The 23,743-nt window shown below is 68.6% G+C and carries 23 protein-coding genes; 12 read left to right on the top strand and 11 right to left on the bottom strand.

Annotated elements, in window-relative coordinates:
- Positions 1–43: 43 nt before the first annotated feature.
- The 3 genes from HPC46_RS17300 to HPC46_RS17290 are packed head-to-tail and all read right to left on the bottom strand — an operon-like array spanning position 44 to position 4,055.
- The gene (locus HPC46_RS17300; protein WP_179472043.1) at positions 44–1,264 is read right to left on the bottom strand and encodes an NAD(P)/FAD-dependent oxidoreductase; all 1,221 of its coding nucleotides are present in this window, start codon (positions 1,262–1,264) and stop codon (positions 44–46) included.
- Complete coding sequence (locus HPC46_RS17295; RefSeq protein ID WP_179472041.1) at positions 1,261–2,634, bottom strand: NAD(P)/FAD-dependent oxidoreductase; 1,374 nt, start codon at positions 2,632–2,634, stop codon at positions 1,261–1,263. The genes HPC46_RS17300 and HPC46_RS17295 overlap by 4 nt, the downstream gene beginning before the upstream one ends.
- Complete coding sequence (locus tag HPC46_RS17290) at positions 2,631–4,055, bottom strand: FGGY family carbohydrate kinase (RefSeq protein WP_325096694.1); 1,425 nt, start codon at positions 4,053–4,055, stop codon at positions 2,631–2,633. The genes HPC46_RS17295 and HPC46_RS17290 overlap by 4 nt, the downstream gene beginning before the upstream one ends.
- A gap of 59 nt (positions 4,056–4,114) precedes the next feature.
- On the opposite strand from HPC46_RS17290, the gene HPC46_RS17285 reads away from it, so the two are divergent.
- On the top strand, positions 4,115–4,540 hold the full coding sequence (locus tag HPC46_RS17285; RefSeq protein WP_179472037.1) for a PPOX class F420-dependent oxidoreductase: 426 nt from the start codon (positions 4,115–4,117) through the stop codon (positions 4,538–4,540).
- Here HPC46_RS17285 and HPC46_RS17280 read toward each other — a convergent pair.
- Together HPC46_RS17280 and HPC46_RS17275 are read right to left on the bottom strand one after the other, a co-directional pair.
- A complete protein-coding gene (locus tag HPC46_RS17280; protein WP_179472035.1) occupies positions 4,508–5,446 on the bottom strand; it encodes a DMT family transporter in 939 nt (312 codons plus the stop codon). The two genes, HPC46_RS17285 and HPC46_RS17280, sit on opposite strands and share 33 nt — an antisense overlap.
- A 96-nt stretch (positions 5,447–5,542) precedes the next feature.
- Positions 5,543–8,248: a glycoside hydrolase family 2 protein gene (locus HPC46_RS17275; RefSeq protein WP_179472205.1), complete on the bottom strand. Its 2,706-nt coding sequence runs from the start codon at positions 8,246–8,248 to the stop codon at positions 5,543–5,545.
- Between the two features lie 285 nt (positions 8,249–8,533).
- On the opposite strand from HPC46_RS17275, the gene HPC46_RS17270 reads away from it, so the two are divergent.
- From HPC46_RS17270 to HPC46_RS17260, 3 genes are read left to right on the top strand one after another with little or no spacing between them, the layout of a single operon-like run.
- Positions 8,534–9,199 (top strand): GNAT family N-acetyltransferase, encoded by a 666-nt coding sequence (locus HPC46_RS17270; protein ID WP_179472033.1) that lies wholly within the window; start codon positions 8,534–8,536, stop codon positions 9,197–9,199.
- 13 nt (positions 9,200–9,212) lie between these two features.
- Positions 9,213–9,677 carry a hypothetical protein gene (locus HPC46_RS17265; RefSeq protein ID WP_179472031.1) on the top strand — a complete coding sequence of 155 codons (465 nt, stop codon included), beginning with the start codon at positions 9,213–9,215 and terminating at the stop codon, positions 9,675–9,677.
- Positions 9,678–9,702: 25 nt separating this feature from the next.
- Positions 9,703–10,965, top strand: a complete 1,263-nt coding sequence (locus HPC46_RS17260; RefSeq protein WP_179472029.1) for a competence/damage-inducible protein A — start codon at positions 9,703–9,705, stop codon at positions 10,963–10,965.
- Here HPC46_RS17260 and HPC46_RS17255 read toward each other — a convergent pair.
- Entirely contained in the window at positions 10,962–11,204 is a 243-nt protein-coding gene (locus HPC46_RS17255; protein WP_179472027.1) for a hypothetical protein, read from the bottom strand. The genes HPC46_RS17260 and HPC46_RS17255 overlap by 4 nt on opposite strands.
- Positions 11,205–11,432: 228 nt before the next feature.
- Here HPC46_RS17255 and HPC46_RS17250 point away from each other — a divergent pair, with 228 nt between their 5' ends.
- Complete coding sequence (locus HPC46_RS17250; protein ID WP_179472025.1) at positions 11,433–11,663, top strand: hypothetical protein; 231 nt, start codon at positions 11,433–11,435, stop codon at positions 11,661–11,663.
- A gap of 57 nt (positions 11,664–11,720) precedes the next feature.
- Positions 11,721–12,251: a hypothetical protein gene (locus HPC46_RS17245; protein ID WP_179472023.1), complete on the top strand. Its 531-nt coding sequence runs from the start codon at positions 11,721–11,723 to the stop codon at positions 12,249–12,251.
- Between the two features lie 32 nt (positions 12,252–12,283).
- On the opposite strand, the gene HPC46_RS17240 is transcribed toward HPC46_RS17245, so the two are convergent.
- From HPC46_RS17240 to HPC46_RS17230, 3 genes are read right to left on the bottom strand one after another with little or no spacing between them, the layout of a single operon-like run.
- Complete coding sequence (locus HPC46_RS17240) at positions 12,284–13,198, bottom strand: alpha/beta fold hydrolase (protein WP_179472021.1); 915 nt, start codon at positions 13,196–13,198, stop codon at positions 12,284–12,286.
- Between the two features lie 39 nt (positions 13,199–13,237).
- Positions 13,238–14,728, bottom strand: a complete 1,491-nt coding sequence (locus tag HPC46_RS17235; protein ID WP_179472019.1) for an amidase — start codon at positions 14,726–14,728, stop codon at positions 13,238–13,240.
- A gap of 55 nt (positions 14,729–14,783) precedes the next feature.
- On the bottom strand, positions 14,784–15,233 hold the full coding sequence (locus HPC46_RS17230) for a hypothetical protein (RefSeq protein ID WP_179472017.1): 450 nt from the start codon (positions 15,231–15,233) through the stop codon (positions 14,784–14,786).
- A 216-nt stretch (positions 15,234–15,449) separates the two neighbouring features.
- On the opposite strand from HPC46_RS17230, the gene HPC46_RS17225 reads away from it, so the two are divergent.
- On the top strand, positions 15,450–16,163 hold the full coding sequence (locus HPC46_RS17225; protein ID WP_179472015.1) for a hypothetical protein: 714 nt from the start codon (positions 15,450–15,452) through the stop codon (positions 16,161–16,163).
- Between the two features lie 212 nt (positions 16,164–16,375).
- Here HPC46_RS17225 and HPC46_RS17220 read toward each other — a convergent pair whose 3' ends face one another.
- Positions 16,376–17,248, bottom strand: a complete 873-nt coding sequence (locus tag HPC46_RS17220; protein WP_179472013.1) for an AraC family transcriptional regulator — start codon at positions 17,246–17,248, stop codon at positions 16,376–16,378.
- Between the two features lie 25 nt (positions 17,249–17,273).
- On the opposite strand from HPC46_RS17220, the gene HPC46_RS17215 reads away from it, so the two are divergent.
- The 5 genes from HPC46_RS17215 to HPC46_RS17195 all read left to right on the top strand — a co-directional run bounded on the left by HPC46_RS17215 (position 17,274) and on the right by HPC46_RS17195 (position 23,036).
- Entirely contained in the window at positions 17,274–18,536 is a 1,263-nt protein-coding gene (locus tag HPC46_RS17215; RefSeq protein WP_179472011.1) for an amidohydrolase family protein, read from the top strand.
- Positions 18,494–19,300: an SDR family NAD(P)-dependent oxidoreductase gene (locus tag HPC46_RS17210; protein ID WP_179472009.1), complete on the top strand. Its 807-nt coding sequence runs from the start codon at positions 18,494–18,496 to the stop codon at positions 19,298–19,300. Before HPC46_RS17215 ends, HPC46_RS17210 begins: the two co-directional genes overlap by 43 nt.
- 91 nt (positions 19,301–19,391) lie before the next feature.
- The gene (locus HPC46_RS17205; protein WP_179472007.1) at positions 19,392–19,889 is read left to right on the top strand and encodes a lipoprotein LpqH; all 498 of its coding nucleotides are present in this window, start codon (positions 19,392–19,394) and stop codon (positions 19,887–19,889) included.
- A gap of 100 nt (positions 19,890–19,989) precedes the next feature.
- Positions 19,990–21,663, top strand: a complete 1,674-nt coding sequence (locus HPC46_RS17200; protein ID WP_179472005.1) for a hypothetical protein — start codon at positions 19,990–19,992, stop codon at positions 21,661–21,663.
- Positions 21,660–23,036 carry a CHAT domain-containing protein gene (locus tag HPC46_RS17195; RefSeq protein WP_179472003.1) on the top strand — a complete coding sequence of 459 codons (1,377 nt, stop codon included), beginning with the start codon at positions 21,660–21,662 and terminating at the stop codon, positions 23,034–23,036. The genes HPC46_RS17200 and HPC46_RS17195 overlap by 4 nt, the downstream gene beginning before the upstream one ends.
- A 35-nt stretch (positions 23,037–23,071) precedes the next feature.
- Here HPC46_RS17195 and HPC46_RS17190 read toward each other — a convergent pair whose 3' ends face one another.
- Positions 23,072–23,731 (bottom strand): hypothetical protein, encoded by a 660-nt coding sequence (locus tag HPC46_RS17190; RefSeq protein WP_179472001.1) that lies wholly within the window; start codon positions 23,729–23,731, stop codon positions 23,072–23,074.
- Positions 23,732–23,743: the final 12 nt, after the last annotated feature.

The following is a 23,743-nucleotide window of genomic DNA, read 5'->3' as shown; positions in this document are numbered from 1 at the left end:
CGATTCTCGCGGCGGGGGAGAGCGGAGCGACCCGGGGATCAGCTCAGCGCACCGCCACCGAGACCGGTCCGCCGTCGCGGTCTGCACTCGCCACGATCCGGGCCGGGATTCGGAACATCCGGCCCGGCGAGGCGGGCCACGGCAGCCGAAGCCGGGCCAGCAACCGCCCGTCCTGGTGCGCGGTGACGACGGGGCTGTGTAACGACGTGTCGGTCCACGCCAGCAGCCGGCCACGCGGAGGAGCACCGTCGCTCAGCAGGCCCGGGCTGATCCAGCGCAGCGGGGCCTGCGCCACCAGCCGCACACCACCCGTCGGCCCGCGGTGGCCCGCCAGGTGGGCATGGATCCGATCGGCGACGTGGCGGCCATCGAGGGCGGCCACATCGGCGGTGTCCACCGGGTGCACCAGGTTGCCGATGGCGAACACGCCGGTTCGGTTGGTACGCAATGCCGTATCGACGACAGGGATCCCGGCCCGGGTATCCATGGCGAGGCCGCCCGTCCGGGCCAGTTCGTGGTCGGGGATCCAGTCGCCGGTCAGGATGAGCGTGTCGCAGTCGACGATTCGCCGCGCCCCGGTGTCGATGTTCTCGATCTCCACCGCCCGCAGCTGGGGTGCGCCGATGATCCTGGTCACCGTGGTACGCGTGGCCACCCGAACACCGAGTGCGGCCCGGGCGGCGGCGGTGAACGCGACATACGACTCCGGGCGCCGGTGCTCGGTGGTCATCAGCACGGTGCGACAGCCGGCATGCCGGAGTGTGAGAACTGCCGAATAGCTGACGAGTTCGGCACCGACAACGACGGCGCGCCGACCGACCCCTCGCCCGTGCAGGTGCACCAGGTTCTGCAGATGGCCGGTGGTGTAGATCCCGGCCGGCCGGTCCCCGGCGATGAGCCGGGCCGGCCGCGGCCGTTCCCGGGCACCGGTGGCCAGAACCACCACGGCCGCCTCGATGACCTCCCGGCCGCTCGGCGAGGTGACCTCCAGCGCGCGCTCGCCCGCCCAGCCGGTGACCATGGCATCGGTGCGAATGTCGGCACCCGCGGTCACCGCCCGCGCCACCAGCCGCCGCGCATAGTCCGGCCCGCTCAGCACCGTCCGCAGGTCGCGGATCCCGTAACCGAGGTGGTCGCTGTGCCGGGGGATGCCGCCGGCGACCGACTCCCGTTCCAGGACGACGACGGTGTGACGGCCGGCGAGGTGAGCCGCCGCCGTCAGCCCGGCCGGGCCGCCGCCGACGATCACGATGTCGACGCTCATCGCAGCGCCTCGAACAGATGCTGCACCTCGGCGCCGCAGAAGAATCCTTGGCAGCGGCCATTCATGACCCGTGTCCGCCGGCGCAGGCCGTCGAGGCCTGCCGGCGGGATCACCGACCGGCAGGCGTCGCGCAGTTCGCCCCGGGTGACGCGTTCGCAGAAGCAGACGATCCGCCCGTACGCCGCGTCACCGTCGATGGCCGCGGCATCCTGGTACGGCCGGGAGAACGCCTCACCGAGGTTGGGCATCCGCGGCGGATCGGGGACCGCGGCTCGGGGCTCGGCGTCCAAGCCGGCCCGGCCCAGGAGGCCCAGAGCATGTTCGGCGATGGCCATCCCCGCGGTCAGCCCGGTGGAGCGGATGCCGCCGACCAGGAGGTAGCGCTGGGCCGGGTCGGCCTCGATAAGGTAGTCGCCGTGGTCGATCGCCGCGCGCAGTCCGGCGTAGGTGGCGGTGATCTCTTCGTCGAGCAGCCGCGGCATCAGCCGGCGGCCCTTGTCCAGCAGCGACTGCAGCCCGTCGCGGCTGGTGCCGGTGGCGGTGCGATCGGCGAGGTCCTCCGATGTCGGGCCCAGCATCACGTTGCCGTAGATGGTCGGGCTGACCAGCACGCCCTTGCCCCGCGCGGTCGGCACCGGCAGCACGATCGTGTCGACCAGCAACCGGGCCAGCTTGTCGTAGACGATCAGCTCGCCGCGGCGTGGGGTGACCGTGAAGCGGGAGAAACCGAACTGTCCGTCGATCACGTCGGCACCGAGCCCGGCCGCGTTCACCACCCACCCTGCGCTGATCGGGCCCGCCGAGGTGTGCAACGTGGTCGCGTCCCCGCCGACGTCGACGGACTGCACGCGGCAGCCACGGTGCAGTGCCACACCACGATTCACCGCATCGGTCGCCAGCGCGAGGTTCACCGACCAGGTGCAGATGATCGACTCGTCGGGCACGCTCAGTCCGCCCAGCGCGCCGGGCCCGAGGTTCGGGATTCGCTCGTATACCGTTGCGGCATCGACGAGTTCGCAGCGCTCGTACCGGTTGGCCTCGGCCTGGGCCTTGAGGGTGGGCAGGGTGTCCAGCTGCTCGTCGTCCCAGGCCACCAGGATCGCACCGGTGCGCTCGACCGGGATGCCGGTGGCGGCGGCATACTCCGAGAGCAGTGCGTAGCCGCGCCGGACCAAGCGCGATTCGAGAGTGCCTGGCTTGGCGTCGAATCCGGTGTGCAGGATCGCGGTGTTGGCCTTGCTGGTGCCGTCGCCGACGTCGTCGCGGGCCTCGAGCAGCGCCACCGACAGCCGTCGCCCGCCGAGCTCGCGGGCGATCGCCGAGCCGACGATGCCTGCCCCGATCACCGCCACGTCGTAGTCGGTGCTCATCTCGCCGCCGAATAGGTGGTGGCGGCCAGTTCACGCCAGCGAGAACGGAATTCCTCGGCCCGGCCGGCATCCCATCGGGGTTCGAATCCGGCTGCGGCACTCCAGGTTCCGACGACGGCGGGCAGGCCTTGTGCCGGGTCGAGGCTGAGCCGGGCCAGCGCTGCGGCACCCAGCGCGGTGGCATGGGCGGAGGGGTAGACGTCGACGGGCACTTGCAGGATGTCGGCGCACGCCTGCATCAGCGCCGCAGACCGGGTCAGGCCGCCGTCGGCGCGTAGCCGGGTCAGCGGGGCCTGGGTGTCGGTGCCGATGGCCGTCACCAACTCGGCGATCTGTGCGGCGATGCCTTGCAGCACGGCCAGCACCAGATGGCCGCGACCGGTGGCCAGTGTCATGCCCGAAAACGTTGCGGTGGCGCTGGATTGCCACCACGGGGCGCCCAATCCGGCCAGGGCGGGCACACACAACACGCCGTCATCGTCGTCGGCTGCGACGGCGTCGAGATCTTCGGCGCCGCCGATGATTCCCAGCGACGACAGCCACCGCACCGCCGAGGCGGCGGTGTAGACCTGCCCGTCGACGCAGAAGGTGTCGTCACCGCCGATCCGCCATGCCACCGAAGTGGTCAGACCCGTTGTCGAGCGGACCGGGTCGCCACCGCAGTTCGACAGCAGGAACGCACCGGTGCCGAAGGTGCACTTTGCCATCCCCGGAAGCAGGCAGCCTTCGGCCAGCAGCGCCGCCTGCTGGTCGACGACCACACCGCCGACGGGTATCTCAGAACCGAAAGAGCCTGTCGTTCCGATGATTTCGTCATTGCCTACGATACTCGGCAGTCGCTCGCCGGCCAGGCCGAACAGGCCGAGCAGCTCCCCGTCGAAGTCGCGGCCGCCGAGTTCCACCAGAAGTGAGCGGCTGGCGGTGGTGGCATCGGTGACGAACTGCCCGGTGAGCCGGTGCAGCAGCCACACGTCGGATGTGGTGACCACCCCGCCGGTCTCGACGTTCCGGCGCAGCCAGCTCATCTTGGGCGCCGAGAAGTACGGGTCGAGCACCAGGCCGCTCCGCGCGGCGATCATCTCGGCGTGCCCGCCGAGCTCGGCGCACAGTGACTCCGCGCGGCGGTCCTGCCAGACGATCGCGGGGGTCAGTGGCTGCCCCGTGCCGGGATCCCACGCCAGGACCGTCTCACCCTGATTCGCCAGCGACACGGCTTCGATGGCGCGGTCGGCCTGTGCGACGGCCGACCGCCCGGCGGACAGCACCGACTCGAGGAGCTCGCCGGGGTCCTGCTCGACGCCGCCGCCGGGGAGGTAGCGCGGATGCACCGGTACCTCGGCCAAACCGACGATGCCGTCGGCCGGGTCCACCACGATCGCCTTGGTGCCCGAGGTGCCCTGGTCGATGGCGAGGACCGTCACGGCAGCCATACAACCACGCGGCGCGGGAATGCTTCGCGCCGAGCGGTGTTGCACGCCAGATGAAGCTCAACGATGCGGCTCGCGCCCTGATCGGATCCGGCGCGGACGCCACGCTGGTCACCCTCAACCCGGATGGCAGCCCCCAGGTGTCGCTGGTGTGGGTGGCGCTGGAGTCCGGTGACGACGGCGATGAGCTGGTGACCGCTCACCTCAGTGAACACAAGAAGGTCCGCAATGTGCGCCGCGACGAGCGCGTCGCGCTGACGATCGTGTCGACCGCGCCTGGCGAGGTGATGCGGCCGTATCTGTCGGTGACCGGCACCGCGCGCATCGTCGAGGGCGGGGCGCCCGAGCTGCTGCGGCAACTCGCCAAGGCGATGATCTCGGCCGAGGGTGTACCGTTCCCGCCCGCCGATGCACCGCCCGGCTATCTGACCCGCATCACGATCGACTCAGTCGGTGGCGTCGGGCCTTGGGCGGGCTGACGCCTCGGCCGGCCCCGGCACCCGGCTCTGGGCCTGTGCTTCCAGTTCTTCCTCCCAGGCGCCCTCGTCGCGCCCGAGTGCGATCGTGGCGGTGGCCATGGCGGCGACGGCGAAGCCCAGCGCGACCGCGGCGGGCTTGCTGACGGCCAGGTGCTCCTGCAGCACGACCTCACCGAGCAGCACGGCGACCACCGGTTCGAGCACCAGCATCGCCGGGACCGCGGCGCGCAGCGACCCGGCGTGAAAGGCCGACTGCTGTAGCAGCGTCGCGATGACCCCGACGGCGATCACCACGTAGAGCACCGGGGTGGTCATCAGACGCAGCATGCTGCCCTCACGCACGATGTGCATCACGAGCTTGGTCAGGACCGCCACCACCCCGAAAAGCACACCGACCCCCACGGCCAGCAGGATCGCGCGCCGCCAGTTCGACAGCCGAAGCGCCACCAGCAAACAACCGGCGACGAACACCAGGCAGATCCCGGTCACGACGATCGCGGGTACTTCCGCACCCTCGTAGTCACCCGGTTTGGTGCGAGCGAGGGCCACGAACACCGCCAGGGCGAGCGTCAGCACCACGGCCCAGCCCCATTCGCCGCGGGAGACCCGCCGGTGGGCCAGGCGCGCGCTCAGCGGCAAAGCGAACAGCAGCGCCGAGACCATGAGCGGCGCGACCAACAGCAGCGACCCGTAGGCCAGTGCGACCGCCTGGAAGGCGTACCCCGTCACCGCGGAGGCGGTGCCGGCCCACCACAGCGGCCGGCGCAGCAGGGTCGACCACATGACGGTGCTGACACCCTGATCACGGGGCACGTCCATGGTGGCCCGCTGGCGCACCACGATGCCGATGGCGGCGAACACCGCAGCGGCAAGGGCGGCTGCCACCACGAGCGCGTGCTCCAGCAAGATCCGTCCCTTCGGAGTTTGGGTGAGGTGTCGACGCTAGGACCGAATGTAGGGCACGCGCGCAGACGGTGACCGATCGTGAGCCCGACGTGCGTGTCAGCGGACTTCGACGACCACCGGTGTGCTGTTGTACCCGGTCACCCTGACCCAGCTGGGGGCGGGTCCGGACTTGGGCACCCGACCCTTGATCGTGACGGTCTCGCCGGGGAAGACGGTCACGTAGTTGTCGTCGTATTCGATCGGCAGAATCTCGTCGGCCAGCGGGCCGGACAGCAGTTCGGCCCGCTCGAAGAAGGCGATCCGCTTCGTCGGGTTGTGCAGCTCGATGGTGACGTCGCGCCCACCGTTCTCACCGCCGGTGGCGGTGATCTGCAGCGGCACCTTGGGCATCGAGTTCAGCGCGGTCATATCGGCCCAGCTGACCTGGTTGGCGTTGAACGCCGCGTCGTTGGGCCCGACGTCGTCGGCCTGCCGGGACTGCCAGTACACGTTGTCGGCGAGTACGGTGCCGGTCGGATCGAGCAACTCGGCGCGCACGAAGAAGACGGGGGAGTCGGCCGGACCCGGCGGCAGCGTCATCGCCGGGACCGCACCGCCGGGATCGACGCTGATGTTCTCTGAGGCCCGGTCGTCGCGCAGTGCGCCCTTCAGGTCGTAGGTGCGCACCCGGACACGCAGGTCCTCCCGCGAATCCTGGGTCTGGTTGACGACGGTGACCCGGGCCTGGCGGTGGTTACCGGTGGCATAGGAGTCGAACACCACCGACAGCGGCTGCAGGCCCTTCTTCGCGCCGTAGTACGCACCGCCGGGGCGCAGGTAGTAGTCGAAGATGTTGCCGAAGAACGACGGCCAGTGGCTGTTGAGCATCCAGTAGATCGTCATCTTGTGGCCGTCCCAGCCGTTGGCGGCGAACGACTCGAACTGTGCGCGGGTGGCCTCGTAGTGCGCCAACTGGGCCTTGGCGGCGAACATGCGCGCGTTGGTCGACGGACCGTAGCGTCGGTCGATGACGCGCTGGACGTTGGTCAGCCGGGAATTCTGCGGATCCGATCCGGCATGGAAGAACCAGGTGTCGTTGATCGGCCACAGCTTGTCCGGTGGGATGAACTTCTGCAGGCTCGCGAACGGTGGGATGTGTTCGTTGTCGCCCTGTTCGGCCGACGACCCGCGGGCCGCCCCGTACCGGCCGCTGAACCAGTAGGACGGCGGGCGCCACGTGTAGGGGCCGGCCATCTGGATGCCGTCCCACAGCTGCTGGCCGTCGGCGTCGCGGTTCAGCGACGACACCGTGTCCACGGTGGCGTTCTGCCAGTGCAGGTCGGACAGGATCTGGTGGTAGTTGGTCAACACCTCGGCGGGCGGGCGACCGTCACTGGCGTTGGCCCAGACGAACACCGATGCGTGTGAGCGCAGCATCGCGATCTGGCTGCGCAGGCTCTCCTGCGCGACGCGGCGATCCTCGTCGTCCCACTGCTGCCACTTCTCCCACTGGTTGCAGCACATCCAGCCGTACATCAGCGGGATGCCGAGCTCGTCGGCCATCTCGACGAAGCGCTGGGAGGAGATCTTGGACTCCAGCCGCAGCATGTTCAGCCCGAGGTCCTTGACGTAGCTCAGGATCGCGGCGTCGCGGTCAGGGTCGTACTTGTAGAGCAGGTCGGGTGTGTAGGTGGCACCGCGGACCAGGAAGTTCTTGCCGTTGACCTGAAGGTAGAAGTTGCCGCCGGTGCCCAGTTCGGCGAACGTGTCGTCGGAGTCGCGACCCTGGGTGATCTGCCGGATGCCGAACTTCAGAGTCGACACCTCGGTGGGGTTCCCGTTCTGGACGAACTCGAGCTTCAGGTCGTAGAGGTCGGGCCGGCCCATCGTGTAGGGCCACCACAGGTCGGGGTGGTCGACCACCAGCGCCGCGAATCGGTCGGGGCGCAGCGCGATCTCACGCTGCTCGCCGGGCATCAGCGTGACCGGCTCCTCGACGTGGATGGGCGCCTTGCCGTCTCGCGAGATGGTGGCGCGCAGGACGCCGCGCGCCTTGTCGGCGGAGTAGTTGCGCAGTGGTGCGTAGACCGTCAGCCGGGCATGGTCGGTGTCGGGCAGCGGAAGCTCGGTGTTGACCGTCGCATCGCCGATCGATACTGCTCCGAACGTCTTGAGGTACACCGGTTTCCAGATCCCGGCGTTGCGGTCGGGCACGAAGGAGTTGCCGTTGGCGGGGTTCTTGTCCGGCCCCCGATAGCCGAGGTAGCGCCAGTTGATCCAGTCGTACCAGCTGTCCGCCAGCTCGACGCCGTTGACGTCCTGGATGGCCCGTTCCGGGGTCACCTTGACGGCCAGGGTGTTCGGCTTGTCGGGCGTGATCCAGCGCGTGACGTCGAGTTCGTGGTCGTTGTACATCCCGACGACGTGTGCGCTGTCGGCGACGCGGTGGCCGTTGAGCCAGACCTCGGCGCGGTAGTTGATCCCGGGGAAGTCCAGTACGTAGTTGGGGTAGTCGCCGGGCGCGGTGAAGGTGGTGCGATACCACCAGTCCTGCTGGTAGAGGTCCTGCGGGACATCCTCGAGCAGATTCTTGCCGTAGTAGAGGTTGGGGTAGACACCGTCGTCCTGCAGGGTCTCCAGCACGGTTGCCGGCATCCGCCGCACCGGGTGCCAGCCCGCCGCGTCGTAGCCGTTGGCCGAGATCGCCGCACCGTCGTCGGGCAGATCCTGCGCCGAGGTGAGCCGCCAGCCGTCGGCCAGTTCGATGTCCTGCGCGGGCTTGGGCTGCGAAGCGCTGAACAACCGCACATCACCGGTACACATGAGCAGGAGCAGGATGACGACGATCGTCCCGAAGGTCTTCGCCACCGTCCCCAAGCTCCTCGTGTCGAGATCTGCGACAGGGACACCCCGGCGCAACCGATCATCTGCCGCGCGTTCATCTTGGCAGAGCCGCGGTGCGCCCGCCTCATCCGGCGGCGCCGCAGACGGCTCCCTTCATGATGCGCACTGCGGCACCGCCCGGCACGTCGGCGACGAACGGTGCACGTCGGTGCCGGAGTTTGCGCGGACCCCGCCGAACTCGGCCCGTCGAACTAGGCTTGGGCCATGACCGACCTCGACCGCGCCGCCGCCCGCCGCGAGATTGCCGACGCCCTGCTGAAGGCCCTCGAACGCCGCCATGAAGTGCTCGACATCATCGTCGACGCCGATGACCGGGCCGCGGCGGTGGACGCCATCACCGCCCTGCTCGGCACGTCGCGCCTGGGCAGCGAAGCCGTACTCGGGCTGTCCTTCGATCAGGTGACCAAGGCTTCGCGCGACCGCATCGCCGCCGAGATCAACGATCTCAACAGCCAGCTGTCGTTCACGCTCGGCGAGCGCCCGGCAAGCTCGGACGAGAGCCTGCAGCTTCGCCCGTTCTCCGATGACAGCGACCGGGATATCTTCGCCACCCGAACCCAGGAGGTCGGCGCCGCCGGTGACGGTTCTGGCGCGCCCGCCGGCAATATCGACGATGAAATCCGTTCGGCACGTGACCGTTTGAGCGCGGAAGAGGCGGCGTGGTTCGTCGCGATCGACGGCGAGCACAAGGTGGGCATGGTCTTCGGCGAGCTGGTCGGCGGCGAGGTCAACGTACGGATCTGGATTCATCCCGATCACCGGAAGAAGGGATACGGGACCAGTGCCCTTCGCAAATCACGCACCGAGATGGCGGCGGCGTTCCCCGCTGTGCCGCTTGTGATCCGGGCACCCGGCGCGGCGCCACGCTGATAGGCAGCCGATCATGAACATCGCGATCACCATCATCCTCATCGTTGTCGGTGTCGCGGTCGTTCTGGCGCTCATCGCGCTGCCGATCGTGCTGATCTATCGCAACAAGTACCGCGCCGCCGCCGAACAACTCGACACCGAGCTGGCGGCCGAGACGATCATCCGCCCGCTGGAGAAGGGCAACTACCGGGGCGCCACCGCGCCGGGCTTCCCGACGGTGAAGAACAGCGGCCGTATCGCACTGACCCGCAGGCGCGTGGTCTTCGTGACGTTCACCGGAACCACCATCAGTGTCCCGCTCGACACGATCACCGGACTGCGGCGCTCGAAAGTGTTCAAGGGCAGTGTCGTCGGCGGCTGGACGCATCTGGTGCTGCGCACCGCGGGCGGCGAGGTCGGCTTCTACGTTCCCGACACCAGCGCGTGGCTGCAGGCGCTCGGCGAGGCCACCGGGCTGACGCCCGATCCCGTCGCCTGACCGGCACTGCGTAACCTCGCACGGTATGAGCGTGCGAGCGGGAATCGTGGTCACCGGCACCGAAGTCCTGACCGGCCGGGTGGCGGACGCCAACGGCCCGTGGGTCGCCGACCGGCTGCTGGAGCTGGGTGTCGAGTTGGCCCACATCACCATCTGCGGTGACCGGGCGGCCGATATCGAGGCACAGTTGCGTTTCCTGGCCGCCGAGGGCGTCGACCTGATCGTCACGACAGGAGGCCTCGGGCCGACCGCCGATGACATGACCGTCGAGACGGTGGCCCGCTTCTGCGGTCGCGAGCTGAGGCTCGACGCGGAACTGGAAGCCAAGATCGCCGCGATCCTGAAGAACCTGATGGCCCGCTTCAGCGGTGTCGATTTCGACGCTGTTCGCGCGGCCAACCGCAAGCAGGCGATGGTGCCGGTGGACGCGCATGTCCTCGACCCGGTCGGGACCGCGCCCGGTGTCGTGGTGCCCGGCACGCCGACGGTGTTGGTTCTCCCCGGACCGCCGCGCGAGCTGCAGGCGATGTGGCCGGCCGCGATGTCGGACGACGCCGTCCAGCAGGCGATCGCCGGACGGACCGTCTACCGCCAGGACACGGTGCGGATGTTCGGGCTGGCCGAATCCGGGCTGGCCGAAACGCTGCGCGAGGCCGAAAGCATTCCGGGCTTCGGCGATTTGGAGATCACCACCTGCCTGCGGCGCGGCGAAGTGGAAATGGTCACCCGCTACGAGCCGCACAGCGTCGAGGCCTATCGGAAGCTGATGGACTTGGTGCGGGCCCGGCACGGGGAGTTGGTGTTCTCCGAAGACGGTTCGCGGGTCGACGACCAGGTCGCCCACCTGCTGGCGGGGCGGCGGATCGCGACGGCGGAATCGTGCACCGCCGGCCTGCTGGCGGCCCGCCTGACCGACCAGCCCGGTTCGTCGGCATACGTTGCGGGTGCGATCGTGGCGTACGCGAACGAGGCGAAGGTGGATGTTCTGGGCGTCGACCCGGCGCTCATCGACACCCACGGCGCGGTCTCACAGGAAGTCGCCGAGGCCATGGCGGCAGGAGTGCTGCGGCGGTTCGCGGCCGACACCGCGGTGGCGATCACCGGCATCGCCGGACCGGGTGGCGGAACGGACGCCAAACCGGTGGGGACCGTGTGGTTTTGCGTGATGCTGGCCGATGGCACCACGGTCAGCCGGCAGGTGCGGCTGCCGGGGGAGCGCGGCGATATCCGCGAGCGCTCCACCACGGTGGCGATGCACCTGTTGCGGCGCACGCTGCTTGGCGGTTAGGCGGAGCAGACCGCGGCTTCGTCGTCGGTGAGATCGGCGGGATTACACAGCGCGAACATGCGCGCCCCGAGATCGGCGAGTTCGACGATGATTTCGGCGCGTCCCAGGCCGGCGTCGAGGGCTTCACTGAGCACCGTGACGATGTCGGCACCGTCCGCATGCACCGCGGTGGATTGAGACAGGCGTGCGGTGCGGATCATCCGCCAGGCGTAATTGCGCTCGGCGAGGGCGTCATTCATAGCGGAACCTTTCGATGGCGGGTTGGCGTTACGCCAATCAGCTTCTCCCGCGGCATTGCCCGGCCGACAGGGACTTCCGGCCCTCGCACATGGGGGCATTGGGCATTACCGGAGAACAGGAGAATCGAATCATTGGTGAACAAACCGCCCGAATTGCCGTTCACGGTCGATTACCTGCCGTAGCGTAAGTAAGTCCCTTTCAGCGCGACCCGAATTTGGGGAGATTCAATGCGTAAATTCATCATGGGTATTGCCGCCGCAAGCATGATGTTCGGCTCGCTGGCCGGTGCAGTTACCGCCAATGCGGCTTCGACCAACAACGCGACGCCCTCGGCGCCGCATAATTCGCCGCCCATCATCACCGCGCTGGACTGCCAGGGCGGCACGGGCAACATGGGTTGTGGCGCAGGCTTTTTCTGGCGCGACGGATGGCGCGGCTGGGGCTGCTACCCCTGCTGATCGCAATTGCGACGAATTGACCTGCCAGAAAAAACTTTCCCGAATGGAAGATCCTCTATGACCTCACGTCGTATCGGCGGTCTGACCGCCGCAGCTCTGCTCTCAGCGGGCATGTCATGTGGTACCGGCCTGGCCGCAGCAGATCCCGGTGACTACACCGTCTTGCTCATCGACCCGAACGTGGTGACCGACTCACTGGCCTACACCGCGGCCCCGCCGGTCCTCAATCCTGGCGGCCAGCCCGGCGCCATGACGATGTACACCCATCGCGACGGGCGCACGATCGCCGACACCGTATGGGTGCTGGGTGATCCAGGTGCGGCCGCGGGTGCGATCAGTTCCGCACAGGCCGCCACGCCGGTGGCCAACTCCAAGACCGTCTCGGTTCCGGTCGGAACGAACGGACAGCTGATCACCGGCACCTCCCCGGATGGCACGCGCTCGCTGAGCGTGCTGTATTTCACCGAGGGCAATGCGGCCTCGTCGCTCGAGTTCACCGGCCCCGCCGGGGATCCGGTACCTCAGGACCTAGTCGTCGAGTTCGGCCAGAATCAGGACGCACTGATCAAGAGCCAGCTGGGCACCTAGTCGGTTGCCCACGAGGCGAATTCACTGCTGGGTCACGGGTTCTCGGCGTCGTCCCACAGTTTGAGCATGGTGCGCAGGATGTCCTCCGCGCGGCCGAGGCCGGCGAGGTGACTCTCACCGGGCAGCTCGTACAGCTCCGCGTCGGGCAGCTTGGACACCACGTGCCGGCCGTGCGCGAACGGCACGATGTGGTCGCGGTCGCCGTGCCACCAGCGGACCGGCACCTTGACCTCGTCGAGCCGGAATCCCCAGTCCCTGGCGAAGACCACGACATCGGCGAACGGCGCCGCCATCTGCTTGCGGCTGCCGTTGAGTAGATCGTCGAGGAACATCGCCTTGAATTCGGGGCGGACCAACATCTTGCGGTCGCCTTCGGGGGAAATGCCCGCGTAGAGGTACAGGGCCGGTTCGGCCACCGGCTTGATCAGCCGGATCAGGCTGACGGCCGCTAGCCGCAGCGGAGCCCCGGCGATCTCGATCAGCGGCGCAGCGGCCGTGCCCACCTTCATCAACCCGCCGCCGATGCCGTCCGGGCCGACGGTCGGGGCCACCCCGCCGAGCACCGCGGCGGCCACGACCCGGTCGGGCATCGCGGTCGCGCAGCCCAGGGTGTACGGGCCACCGCCGGACAGGCCGACGACGGCCATCTTGTCGACGCCCAGGGTGTCGGCGATGATCGACAGGTCGCTGGCGAAGGCCAGCACATTGTCGTACTGGAACGGGGTGGACGAGCCGATACCCGGCCGGTCGATCCCGATCAGCCGAATGTCGTTCTGTTCGGCGAAGACCCGGGCCTCCATCGGAATCTGGCGCCTGGCTCCCGGGGTGCCGTGCAGCCAGAAAACAGCCCGGCCCTGGGCGCTGCCGAATTCGGCGAACCCGATCTGGCGGTCTTCACCGACAGCGACATTGCCCTCCAGCTTCGGACGGGCGATAGAGACAACCATGGGCACAGTGTGTCACGCGGGCGATTTCCGCTGTGCGGTTCATCCAAAGGGCCCACCGCTGAAGGAGTCGAGTGAGCCGAGCCATCCCGGCGGTCGCCGCTGCGCCCATGGAACGGCGGCTTCGAGTTGGCTGGCGAGCTGCAGAAGGATCGTCTCGTCGGGCGCCATCAGCTGGACCCCGATCGGCAGGCCGTCCCCGGTGATCGCCAACGGCAGTGAGATGGCCGCCCAGCCGGTCACGTTGGCCATCGTCGTCCACCCGGTGTGGGCGAACTCGACGTCGAAGAACGCCCGCGTGGTGCCGCGCGGCTGATCCAGGACACCGTAGCCCGGCGGCGGTGCCAGCAGCGTCGGCACCAGCAGCACGTCATGGGCGTTCATCCCGGCGACGAACTGGCGGGTCTGGGCGTGGATGGTGTCGATGGCATCGGCATAGTCGACCCCCGCCGTGGTGAAGCCCTCGCGCATCATCACCCAGCTGCTGGGCTCGAATTCGTCCTCGCGCGGGTCGCGGCGCAGGTGAGATCTGGCGAGGTTGTACAGCTGCACATTGCTCACGTTGTGCAGCACCGCGATCGCGGTGGCGACGGCGTCGGGGTCGAAACTCGGCGCCCCCGGCTCGATGTGATGGCCGATCGATTCCAGTGCGCGCCCGGCATTTTCGACGGCAGCCGAAACGCGGGGGTCGGTCGGCGGGCCGGGGAAGGGCGAGTCGGTGGCGATCAGGATCCGCTGCTGTGGCGGCGACTGGCCGATCGCACTGAGAAATGGCCGGGCCGGCAACGGCGCGTTGTAGGGATCACCGGGCGCGCCTCCGGTCACCGCATCGAGCAGGGCGGCACTGTCGCGGACCGTGCGGGTCAGGGCGTGCTCGACGGCCAGCCCCTCCAGCAGGTGCCCGGACGGAGCGAACGACGTGCGCGCACGGCGGGGTTTGAGCCCGACCAGTCCACAGCAGGCCGCGGGCACCCGGATCGAGCCGGTCCCGTCGCCGCCCGAGGCGGCCGGCACCACCCCGGCGGCCACCGCGGCAGCCGATCCGCCGCTGGAGCCGCCCGGGGTGATGTCCGGTGACCATGGATTGGCGGTGCGACCGAACAGCGACGGTTCGGTGGTGCAGTGGTTTCCCCATTCGGGGGTGTTGGTCTTGCCGAACACCACCAGGCCGGCTTCCAGGTACCGCTCGACGATCCATGCGGTCTGCGTCGCGACGTGGTCGCGCAGCGCCCGCGAACCCATGGCCTCGCGAGCCCCGGCCAGCGACGCGCCAAGATCCTTGAGCAGGAAGGGAACTCCGGCCAGTGGACCGGCCGCGCCGGCGCGCAGCGCTCCGGACCGATCGAGGGCGGCGGCTTGATCGCGGCCGCGTTCGAAGAGATCGGTGATGATCGCGTTGAGCCCACGGGTGGCCTCGGCCCGGGTGATCGCCGCGTCGAGCAGTTCTTCGGCCGTCAGTTCCCCGGACGCGACCAGCGCGGCCTGCCCGATGGCGTCGAGATCGGCGAGTTCAGCGGCGTGTTTGGCATCCATTGCCACGAAATCCTTGCCGCCGAACGCCTCGGCGGCAAGCCGGGGCGCGAGATCGTCAGTCGCCGCCGGGTGCGAGCAACTCGCTCGACTGGTTCTGCTGGGCAGCGGCCTGCTGGGCGGCGGCTTCCTTGGCGGCCTCCTCGTCCTCGGATTCCTTTTCCGCGCGTCCTTCCGGACTGGCCAGCGAGTTGCCCGACTTACCCGCCGTCGCGAGTTTGGCGTCGCAATTCAGATACAGCAGCACGGTGTCGGTGACCGGGGAGAAGTTGTCACCCTTGAGCCAGGGCGCCTTCTGCGAGTGCGTCACTACGCAGTCACCCTGGTTGACGCCGTCTCCGACGCTTGTGGCGATCACGGCCTTCTCTCCGGCACCGCTGATGGCCGAGGAGGCATCCGAATAAGACTGTCCGGCATAGTCGTCGGCTTGCGCCACACCGGATCCGAAGGTGAGCGACATCGCACCGACGCCGAGGGCGCCGAGTCCGAGTCGGATGAGCTTGGTCATAGCGATCGACCTCCACCGCTGGGCTTCGATAGGCAGCGTCACAGTCGCCGGGACGCGAAAGCTGAGAATAGGACCACTCTCTGGCAACAAGCTGGATGACAGCTGGTTGCATCCTGGTAGCCAGAGAAAGCCGGGCCGCCTGCTCTTTGCCTGCCGGAGTCCCGTTCGTCACGTCACCGATATCGTCGCGTCGGCCCGGACGAGTTGACTGGGCGCATGTCTGAATCCACGACCGAGTCCGAAACAGTCAACGCCGTTCCGACCGCCGACGACGTCGTCGAGGTCGCCGAAGTGCTCGACGCCGAACTCCTGCCGGGTGAAACACCTGATGAGACAACCGAAGACGGTGAGCACAGCGAGCGGGACGAACGAATGACGCTTGCCATCCGTCAGGTCCTCGAGCGCCAGATCGCCGCCGGCCAGGCTTTGAGCAGCCAATTAATCGACGCCGCAACGGATGTCACCACCGCTATCGCGCACGCGCCCGCAACCTTCGCCGGTGCCATTCAAGACGGCGAGACCATCGCGGCGGCGTGGGAGCGCACCGGCACCGGTGTGCAGGACGTGCTCGGCGAGGCGAGCGGCCGGCTACGTGCCGCGGTCACCACCTACGTCGGCCATCAAGCCGCCCTGCCGGTCGCTGTCCTCGGATATGCCGGCGAGGTCGCGAGCTCGCTGGCCTCGGCGCAGGGCACGGTCGCCGGTTCGGCACTCGACGGCGCATTCGCGGTGGCGGCAGCCGCTACTGCGGGCGACAATGTTCGCGAGGTGTTCGACCGCAACGTCGCGGAATTGAGGGCCACCAGCCTCGCCGCTCGCGGCGATGTCAGCGAGTCGGCCAAGCGGGCCGGCCGGGAGGTCCGCGGGGCTCTGGGTGGCGAACTCGGCATGCTGGTCGCCGCGATCACCGGTGTTGACGAGGATTCTTGACGGACAACAAACTTCAGGTGACAAACGGCACATCGGGGCGTGTGTCTCGGCGACCGGTGTCGTCCGGCTGGCACAGTGGTGGTGTGACACAAACACGGCGAACACGATCGGGCCCGTGGCGACATCCGTTGTCATTGGGCTTCGAGGCGCACCGCGGATTGTTGTTGCTGCGCCTGCGCTGGCACGAGCGCAGCCATCGGCGCGCGGTCACCTCACCCACCGGCGCTGGTGACACGCCGTCGGTATGACGACGGGGTCTCCCCGCAGAACTGGCTGAACGCCCGGGTGAACGAGCCGACACTGTCGAAGCCGACGGCCGTCGCGGTCTGCTGCACACTCTGCGTGGGCGCAGCCAGCAGTGCCATCGCCCGCAGCATCCTGGCGTGCAGAAGGTAAGTGCGCCAGGATATCTCGGCCTCGTTCTGGAACTGCCGCCGCAGTGTGCGTTCGGAGACCGAGACGGCTTTGCACACTTCTTGCAGCGATACCGACTGCAGATGTTCCTTGGTGTATGCCATCGCCGCGGCGACCACCGGGTCATCAGAACTCGGAAGGCTCAGCGGTGCTTCGTGATCCAGTGCCTCAGCCACCAGGTTGGCCAGCGTGCGGAAGAACCCGTCGGACGCTTTGTCCTCTTCGGCGGCGCCTGCGCCCCGGTAGATCGGCCACCGCAGCGCGTAGAGCATCATCTCCCGGATCAGCGGCGAGACGGCCAGGATCCGGGCACGGTCGCCGGCAGTGGGGATCAGTTCCGGGTCGAACATCACGGCCAGCGTCTTGACCGACGGGTTCATCGTCGCCTGGTGCTCCAGGCCGGCCGGGATCCAGGCCGCCTGCTGGGGCGGCAGCAGGTAGTGCGCCGACGTCGTCTCGACCTCGACCACGCCGCCGATCGCGTACTCGATCTGGTGCACATCGTGAAAATGCCAGCCGGTGACCAGCAGCTCTCCCTCGTACAGGTAGCTGCCGGCCAGGACGCGCCCGCCCCGGCGCAGCTCCACCTGGCCGATGTTGGCCGGTTGAGCACCCCGGCTAATTTTGGCCGTTCCGGCCAAGTCTCTGGCCGAATGTGCGGAGACGGTCACGATTATCGAGGGTACAACTTAACCCATGAATGTCGACGACCTGATTCTGGTGAGCATCGACGACCACGTAGTCGAGCCCCCCGACATGTTCCTCAACCACGTCCCGGCCAAGTTCAAGCCCGAGGCCCCGATCGTCGTGACCGATGACAAGGGCGTCGACCAGTGGATGTACCAGGGCCGCCCCCAGGGCGTGAGCGGTCTCAACGCGGTGGTGTCCTGGCCGGCCGAGGAGTGGGGCCGCGATCCGGCCGGATTCGCCGAGATGCGTCCCGGCGTCTACGACGTGCACGAGCGGGTCCGGGATATGAACCGCAACGGCATCCTGGCCTCGATGTGCTTCCCGACGTTCACCGGCTTCTCGGCCCGGCACCTGAACATGACTCGCGAAGACGTCACACTCGTCATGGTGTCGGCCTACAACGACTGGCACATCGACGAGTGGGCGGGTTCCTACCCGGATCGCTTCATCCCGATCGCGATCCTGCCGACCTGGACGCCCGAGGGGATGTGCGCCGAGATCCGCCGGGTGGCCGCCAAGGGCTGCCGGGCGGTCACCATGCCCGAGCTGCCCCATCTGGAGGGCCTGCCCAGCTACCACGACGAGGACTACTGGGGTCCGGTGTTCACCACGCTGTCCGAGGAGAACGTGGTGATGTGCCTGCACATCGGCACCGGCTTCGGCGCGATCAGCATGGCCCCCAATGCACCGATCGACAACATGATCATCCTGGCGACCCAGGTGTCCGCGATGTGCGCCCAGGACCTGTTGTGGGGACCGGCCATGCGCAACTATCCGGATCTGAAGTTCGCCTTCTCCGAGGGCGGTATCGGCTGGATTCCGTTCTATCTGGATCGCAGCGACCGGCACTACACCAACCAGAAGTGGCTGCGGCGCGACTTCGGCGACAAGATGCCCAGCGAGGTGTTCCGCGACCATTCGCTGGCCTGTTATGTCACCGACAAGACATCGCTGAAACTGCGCCACGAGATCGGCATCGACATCATCGCCTGGGAGTGCGACTACCCGCACTCGGACTGCTTCTGGCCCGATGCCCCCGAGCAGGTGCTTGCCGAGTTGAACGCCGCGGGCGCCTCGGATTCCGATATCAACAAGATCACCTGGGAGAACTCCTGCCGGTTCTTCAGCTGGGATCCCTTCGCCCGCACCGCCAAAGAAGACGCCACAGTCAAGGGCCTGCGGGCCAAGGCCGGCGACGTCGACACCTCCATCCGCTCCCGCAAGGAATGGGCCGCCCGGTACGCCGAGAAGCAGCTGGCCAAGGCGTGAGCCGGGGGCTGGCCGGAAAAGTCGCGGTCGTCGCCGGTGGTGCCAGCGGGCTAGGTGCCGCCACCGCGGGCCGGCTGGCTGCCGAGGGCGCACGGGTGGTGATCGGCGACGTTGTCGCCGAGGGAGCCGGCGCTACCGCGGGCGCGGTCACCAATGCCGGGGGCAGCGCCGTCGCAGTGGCGTTCGATCTGGCCGACCCGCAGTCGGTGCGGGGCCTGATCGACGCTGCGGTCGCCGCGTTCGGCGGTGTGGACCTGCTGTTCAACGTCGGCGCAGACATGAGTGCGCTGCGTGGCGACACCGATGTCGTCGACATCGACTTCGACATTTGGGACCGCACCATGACGGTGACCCTGCGCGGCTATCTCGCTGCGATGAAATATGCCATCCCGCAAATGCTTTCACGCGGCGGAGGCGCGATCGTGAACATGTCCTCAGCTGCGGCGTTCCAGGGCGAGCCGGCCCGCCCGGCCTACGCGACGGCCAAGGCCGGGATCGGCGCCCTGACCCGCCACGTCGCCTCACGGTGGGGCCGCGACGGGATCCGGTGCAACGCCGTCGCTCCCGGCTTCACCGCCACCGAGGCCATCAGATCGGCACCGCAGTGGCCCGACCTCGAGAGCGCGGCCCTGCGCCGGATGCGCAGTCCGCGGGTGGGCGACCCCGATGATGTGGCTGCGATGGTGGCTTTCCTGCTGTCCGACGATGCGGCCTGGGTCAACGGCCAGGTCATCAACGTCGACGGCGGGACCGTCCTTCGCTAGACCCCGGAAGTTTGGGATCGGTAGCCACCGCCGCCGCCTGTACTTGCTTCGTGACGGCGCCACCGAGGCGCCGCGAACGAAGGGAACACAGGTGAAGCGAATTCTCGCGGTCGGTATCGGTGTGGTCGGCTGCAGCGTGATGCTGGTTGGCTGCTCCGACAACAACAGCAGCAGCAAGGGCACCAGCTCAGCGACGGGTTCCGCACCGTCGAGTGCCACAGTCGCCTCCGGCGGGACGACGTCGGTCAAGGTCGACGGCAGTGACCTGCAGGGCCTCGACCTCAACACCGTGACCTGCGTGAAGCAGGGCGGCACGATCAATATCGCCAGCGGCGCGGTGGGCGGCCAGCAGGGGCTCGGCGTGGTCATGACCGACGGTCAGCCGCCGAAGGTCCAGTCCCTGGGGATGGTCGTCGATGGCAACGCCCTCGCAGTCAGCCAGGCCGGGGGCATGGGCACCGGTTCGGCCGACGTGAAGGTGGACGGCAGCACCTACACGATCACCGGTGAGGCGGCCGGCGCCGACATGAAGAACCCGATGGCCGGCATGATCAGCAAGAAGTTCGAAATCACCGTCACCTGCAAGTGACGTGACAAGCACCCCGGGCAACCGGCGGCGGACGTGCCAGGCACGTCCGCCGTCCCGCCGTTATCTCCAGACCCGCTTGCGCGCGATTTATGATGCAGCCGTGTCCATTATCGGTGAGCTACAGCGAGCCCGCCAGCTTGCTCTCGCCGCCAAAGAGGAAGCGGCCAAGGAGCTTCTGCTGTCGCTGATGGAGGAGATCGAGCGCGAGGATCGCGACGATCTGGCACTGGAGGTCTTTGCCCAGCTCGGCGAAATCTATCTCACCAGAACGGCATACGACGGCACCCGGGAATGCCTGCAGCGGATGTCGGATTGCCTGGCCAAATACCCCGACACCGACCACATGGTCGCCCGGTTCACGTTGCGGGCCCGCTTCCTGCGCACCGGCCTGGCCGCGGCCGCGGGCGATCACGAAGAAGCCGCAGCCGAACTCGCCGGCCTGCAGGCGGATGAGGCGGCTCACCGGTTCGCCGACCTGGCACCCGAGCAGCACCACCTGGCCACCCTGGCGGCTGTGTTGTGCGCGACGGCGCTGTGCGACGACGATCTGCATGTACCGGCAGCGACACTGTGGCAGAACATCATTCCGGTCGTCGAGGGACTGACCGATGGCACCGACGAGGCCGACCAGCTACTGGTCGCCGCGGGTATCGCCTACGGCCGGTTCTGCGTCGAGACCGGCCGGCTGGCCGAAGGGGACGAGTGGTTGCGCCGGGCGGGCGCGCGGGCGCAGCGCCGGGGATGGCAACTGTATTGGGCGCGAGCCGAACTCGAGACCGCCGCGGCCACCTGGCTGCGGGGCGACCACGAGTCCACCGAACGACTGGTCGGATCCGCCTACCCGGTGATCGCCGAGCACTCGCGGGCCAACGATGTCGCCCGCTGCTGGCTGTACTTCGGACTCACCCGGTTGGGCGTCGGCTGGTTGAAGGAAGCCGACGAGTCCTGGGGCCACGCCGAACTGCAGTGGCGCGAACTGGGCCGCCCGCTCTACATCCACCGCATCCTGATGCAGCGCAGTTGGATCTCGGTGTTTCGCGGCGACTTTGCCGCGGCCGTGCAGCAAGTGACCGAGGCTCGCGAATTCCTCGACAGCTGGCCGCGGTCGAGCTGGTTGCAGTACGCCAGGCTCGACGACCACCTCGGCTCGATCTGGCGCGCCGACGCCCTGGCCGACCTGAACTTCGACGGGATCGGCGATCCGTCCAATGACGACTGGCAGCAGCTGCAGGAACGTCAGGTGGCCTCGCTCGGAGTCACGCGTTTCGACGTCGGAAGCGAACGCCACCGCAGCGCCCTGGCCAAGCTCGAAAAGGCCGCCGACCTCAAGATCCCCGCCGCCCTGGCCGTCGACTCCGTGCGCTACGCCATGACCGATGCCGATGCGCGCTGGCGGTGGGCCTCACAGGTCTCGGCACGCATGCTGGCCGGCGCCTTCTCGGTGGCCTGGGAGTGGGAGAACGACGCCCTTCTCAGCGAACTTATCGAATATCACTGCGCACGAGGAACTTTCGCCAACGAGCCCCGCGGAGAAGCAGGCGGGTGGGACGCCCCGGCGACGGTGACGGTCCCCGTCGAGACCTGGGACGAGGAGGCACTGGCCGCCGGTGGGTTCGTGGTCGACGCGCTGACGCAGACCACTTTGGGTGCGCTGCCACCCCTGCAGATGGAGCCGGACGGGAGCCCCATTCTGGTCAGGTACCGACTTCTGGCGCAGAACCGCTACGGCCAGGCCGTCACCTCCGACGCGCCGGTCTGGTCGACGTGGCCATGAGTACGACCCTGGTGTTGAGGTTCGCCGACGTGGGCGTGGCGACGTATGCCAGCCTGCGGATTGTCGGGCAGCCGGATCGCACCGTGACCTGGGTCGTGCACGAGCCGATCGTGCTGGCCGCGCTCGAGGAGCTGAACGGCGCGTTGCCCGACCCCGACGGGGACGAGAGCTTGAGTGAGGCGCTCGACCGCGCCCTCACCCGCGGCCCGTTCGCCTCGGCGGAGGGCGAGTTGACCCTCGCCTACATCCTGGGTGTGCTGCTGATCGCCGCCCCGGCCTGGCAGCTGCTCTCCGCATCGGAGGGCAGGAGCGAAGCGACCCGGGAATCGGCATCCGTCGCCGATCCGCGGCCGGTGCTGTTCATCTCGCCGAGCGCACGGCTGGCCCGTATCCCGTGGGGCGCGTTGGCGGTCCCGTTGACCGGCCCGAGTCCCGAGGAGCTGGTGGCCGCCCGCAAGGAGGCCGTGACGTTCAAGGGCACCACCGCGGCACGCATCCCGTGGCAGCTCGCCGACATCCACGCCGTCACCGAAGGATTCCGCCTGATGGAGATGGTCGACGTGGTGATGGCGGTGCCGCCCAATATCGTCCATGCGCCTCGCACACCCTCCTGCTGGCGGGAAAAGAAAGACGCACCGGCACTTCTCGTGATGGACCCCCGGGTTCCGGGTCAGCGCCCGGATTCACCGCTGGGTTCGGTGCTGGGCCGGCCGTCAGCGCAGAGCACTCTGTCGCGCCATTTCGACGACCTGCGCGCGCACCGTCCGGTGCTGCCGGAGGTCGGCGCTGCCGTGGAGTTGTTCCGCCGCAGCGACGCCGACCGCGGCTGGTTGGTCAGCCTGCTGGACCGTGCCCCCAGCCGGATGCTGTATGTCGGTCATGCCAGTGCCGCCGACCGTACGCACGGCTACGCCGACCGCGCCGCCCTGCACCTGGCCTGCACGTCGGCAGCCGACGGCGCTGCCGAACCGGTGGGGGACCACCGTCCGCTGCTGGCCGCGGACCTGATGGCCGCGCAGTTGTCGGTGCCGCCCCGGGTGGCTCTGCTGGCGTGCGGCTCCGGCGGTGACTATCAGTTCGACGAGGCGACTGGCCTGGTCGCGGCGATGGTGCTCAGCGGCAGCGAACTGGTGACCGCCACGCTGTGGTCACTGCCGACGACGGCCGGATACCGCCGGTTCACCGGCCGCGCCGAGGATCCGATGGCTCAGGTCGTGATGGCCGTCGACGACGCGCACGAGGCCGACGACGCGGTCTTGAGCCTGAACCGCTGGCAGCGCGAGCAGATGCGGCGGTGGCGCGACGGCGATACCACCGCCTGCCCGTTGTACTGGGCCGCGGTGGTCACCTTCGCGGTCGGGGGCGCCCGGTGAGCGGCGGCGGCCGCGACAGAGCAGCGGTGAGCGGGTCAGGCGGGGGGCAGGCACACCGCGATCGCGGACTCGTCCTCCGGCAGGTAGTAGGTATCGATGATGCTGCCCGGGGTGACCTTGGCCAGCGCGGACTCGGGCACCAGGGTGGTTTCGCGGGCCGGGAACTGGCCGCCACCCGGGCGGGCGACCATCAGGTTCAGTTCGACCTCGCGGTAGTCGGCGCGTTCGCGGCCGGTGGGCCGCATCCCCGTCACCACACCGCACGAGCGGGTGCCGAACCGGATCAGATCCAGCTGGTCGTCGGTGAGCACACCCTGGCGCAGCAGCGCCTGGTCGGCGGCCGCACGTACGGCGATGGCATCGTCGGCCAGCGCGAGCTGCTTGCGGCTGGCCGGGTCGAACGACACCAGTACGATCACTCCGGGACGCAGTGCCGCAACCACCGGATCATCGTGCCCATGGCACAGTCGCCCGGTGAAGCGCTGGCCGGCAACACTCTCCACTTCGACGACGATGACGGGATCGTCGGCACCCGCCACCATCTGAACGGTGCCGACACCGATCGAGCGCGGGCAGCGCGTGCGGCGGGGGCGTTGCGTTCGTGGCGGCTGCCCGCCGAGACCGGCGGCGACGATGATCGAGGCGAGAGCGATGGCGGAGACGACGGCGATGGCGCCCAGCAGTGCATCAGACATGGTGAGCAGCGT

The organism is Mycolicibacterium vinylchloridicum, from assembly GCF_013404075.1.
Lineage (GTDB): Bacteria > Actinomycetota > Actinomycetes > Mycobacteriales > Mycobacteriaceae > Mycobacterium > Mycobacterium vinylchloridicum.
The sequence above is the reverse complement of the archived record's forward strand: the minus strand, read 5'-3'. Positions and strand labels throughout refer to the sequence as shown.

What these genes read in the sequence shown, in the direction of transcription:
- HPC46_RS17300 (WP_179472043.1), bottom strand. Translation starts at nt 1,264, where the DNA reads ATGAGCGTCGACATCGTGATCGTCGGCGGCGGCCCGGCCGGGCTGACG.
- HPC46_RS17295 (WP_179472041.1), bottom strand. Translation starts at nt 2,634, where the DNA reads ATGAGCACCGACTACGACGTGGCGGTGATCGGGGCAGGCATCGTCGGC.
- HPC46_RS17285 (WP_179472037.1), top strand. Translation starts at nt 4,115, where the DNA reads ATGAAGCTCAACGATGCGGCTCGCGCCCTGATCGGATCCGGCGCGGAC.
- HPC46_RS17275 (WP_179472205.1), bottom strand. Translation starts at nt 8,248, where the DNA reads ATGTGTACCGGTGATGTGCGGTTGTTCAGCGCTTCGCAGCCCAAGCCC.
- HPC46_RS17270 (WP_179472033.1), top strand. Translation starts at nt 8,534, where the DNA reads ATGACCGACCTCGACCGCGCCGCCGCCCGCCGCGAGATTGCCGACGCC.
- HPC46_RS17265 (WP_179472031.1), top strand. Translation starts at nt 9,213, where the DNA reads ATGAACATCGCGATCACCATCATCCTCATCGTTGTCGGTGTCGCGGTC.
- HPC46_RS17260 (WP_179472029.1), top strand. Translation starts at nt 9,703, where the DNA reads ATGAGCGTGCGAGCGGGAATCGTGGTCACCGGCACCGAAGTCCTGACC.
- HPC46_RS17255 (WP_179472027.1), bottom strand. Translation starts at nt 11,204, where the DNA reads ATGAATGACGCCCTCGCCGAGCGCAATTACGCCTGGCGGATGATCCGC.
- HPC46_RS17250 (WP_179472025.1), top strand. Translation starts at nt 11,433, where the DNA reads ATGCGTAAATTCATCATGGGTATTGCCGCCGCAAGCATGATGTTCGGC.
- HPC46_RS17245 (WP_179472023.1), top strand. Translation starts at nt 11,721, where the DNA reads ATGACCTCACGTCGTATCGGCGGTCTGACCGCCGCAGCTCTGCTCTCA.
- HPC46_RS17240 (WP_179472021.1), bottom strand. Translation starts at nt 13,198, where the DNA reads ATGGTTGTCTCTATCGCCCGTCCGAAGCTGGAGGGCAATGTCGCTGTC.
- HPC46_RS17235 (WP_179472019.1), bottom strand. Translation starts at nt 14,728, where the DNA reads ATGGATGCCAAACACGCCGCTGAACTCGCCGATCTCGACGCCATCGGG.
- HPC46_RS17230 (WP_179472017.1), bottom strand. Translation starts at nt 15,233, where the DNA reads ATGACCAAGCTCATCCGACTCGGACTCGGCGCCCTCGGCGTCGGTGCG.
- HPC46_RS17225 (WP_179472015.1), top strand. Translation starts at nt 15,450, where the DNA reads ATGTCTGAATCCACGACCGAGTCCGAAACAGTCAACGCCGTTCCGACC.
- HPC46_RS17215 (WP_179472011.1), top strand. Translation starts at nt 17,274, where the DNA reads ATGAATGTCGACGACCTGATTCTGGTGAGCATCGACGACCACGTAGTC.
- HPC46_RS17210 (WP_179472009.1), top strand. Translation starts at nt 18,494, where the DNA reads ATGGGCCGCCCGGTACGCCGAGAAGCAGCTGGCCAAGGCGTGAGCCGG.
- HPC46_RS17195 (WP_179472003.1), top strand. Translation starts at nt 21,660, where the DNA reads ATGAGTACGACCCTGGTGTTGAGGTTCGCCGACGTGGGCGTGGCGACG.
- HPC46_RS17190 (WP_179472001.1), bottom strand. Translation starts at nt 23,731, where the DNA reads ATGTCTGATGCACTGCTGGGCGCCATCGCCGTCGTCTCCGCCATCGCT.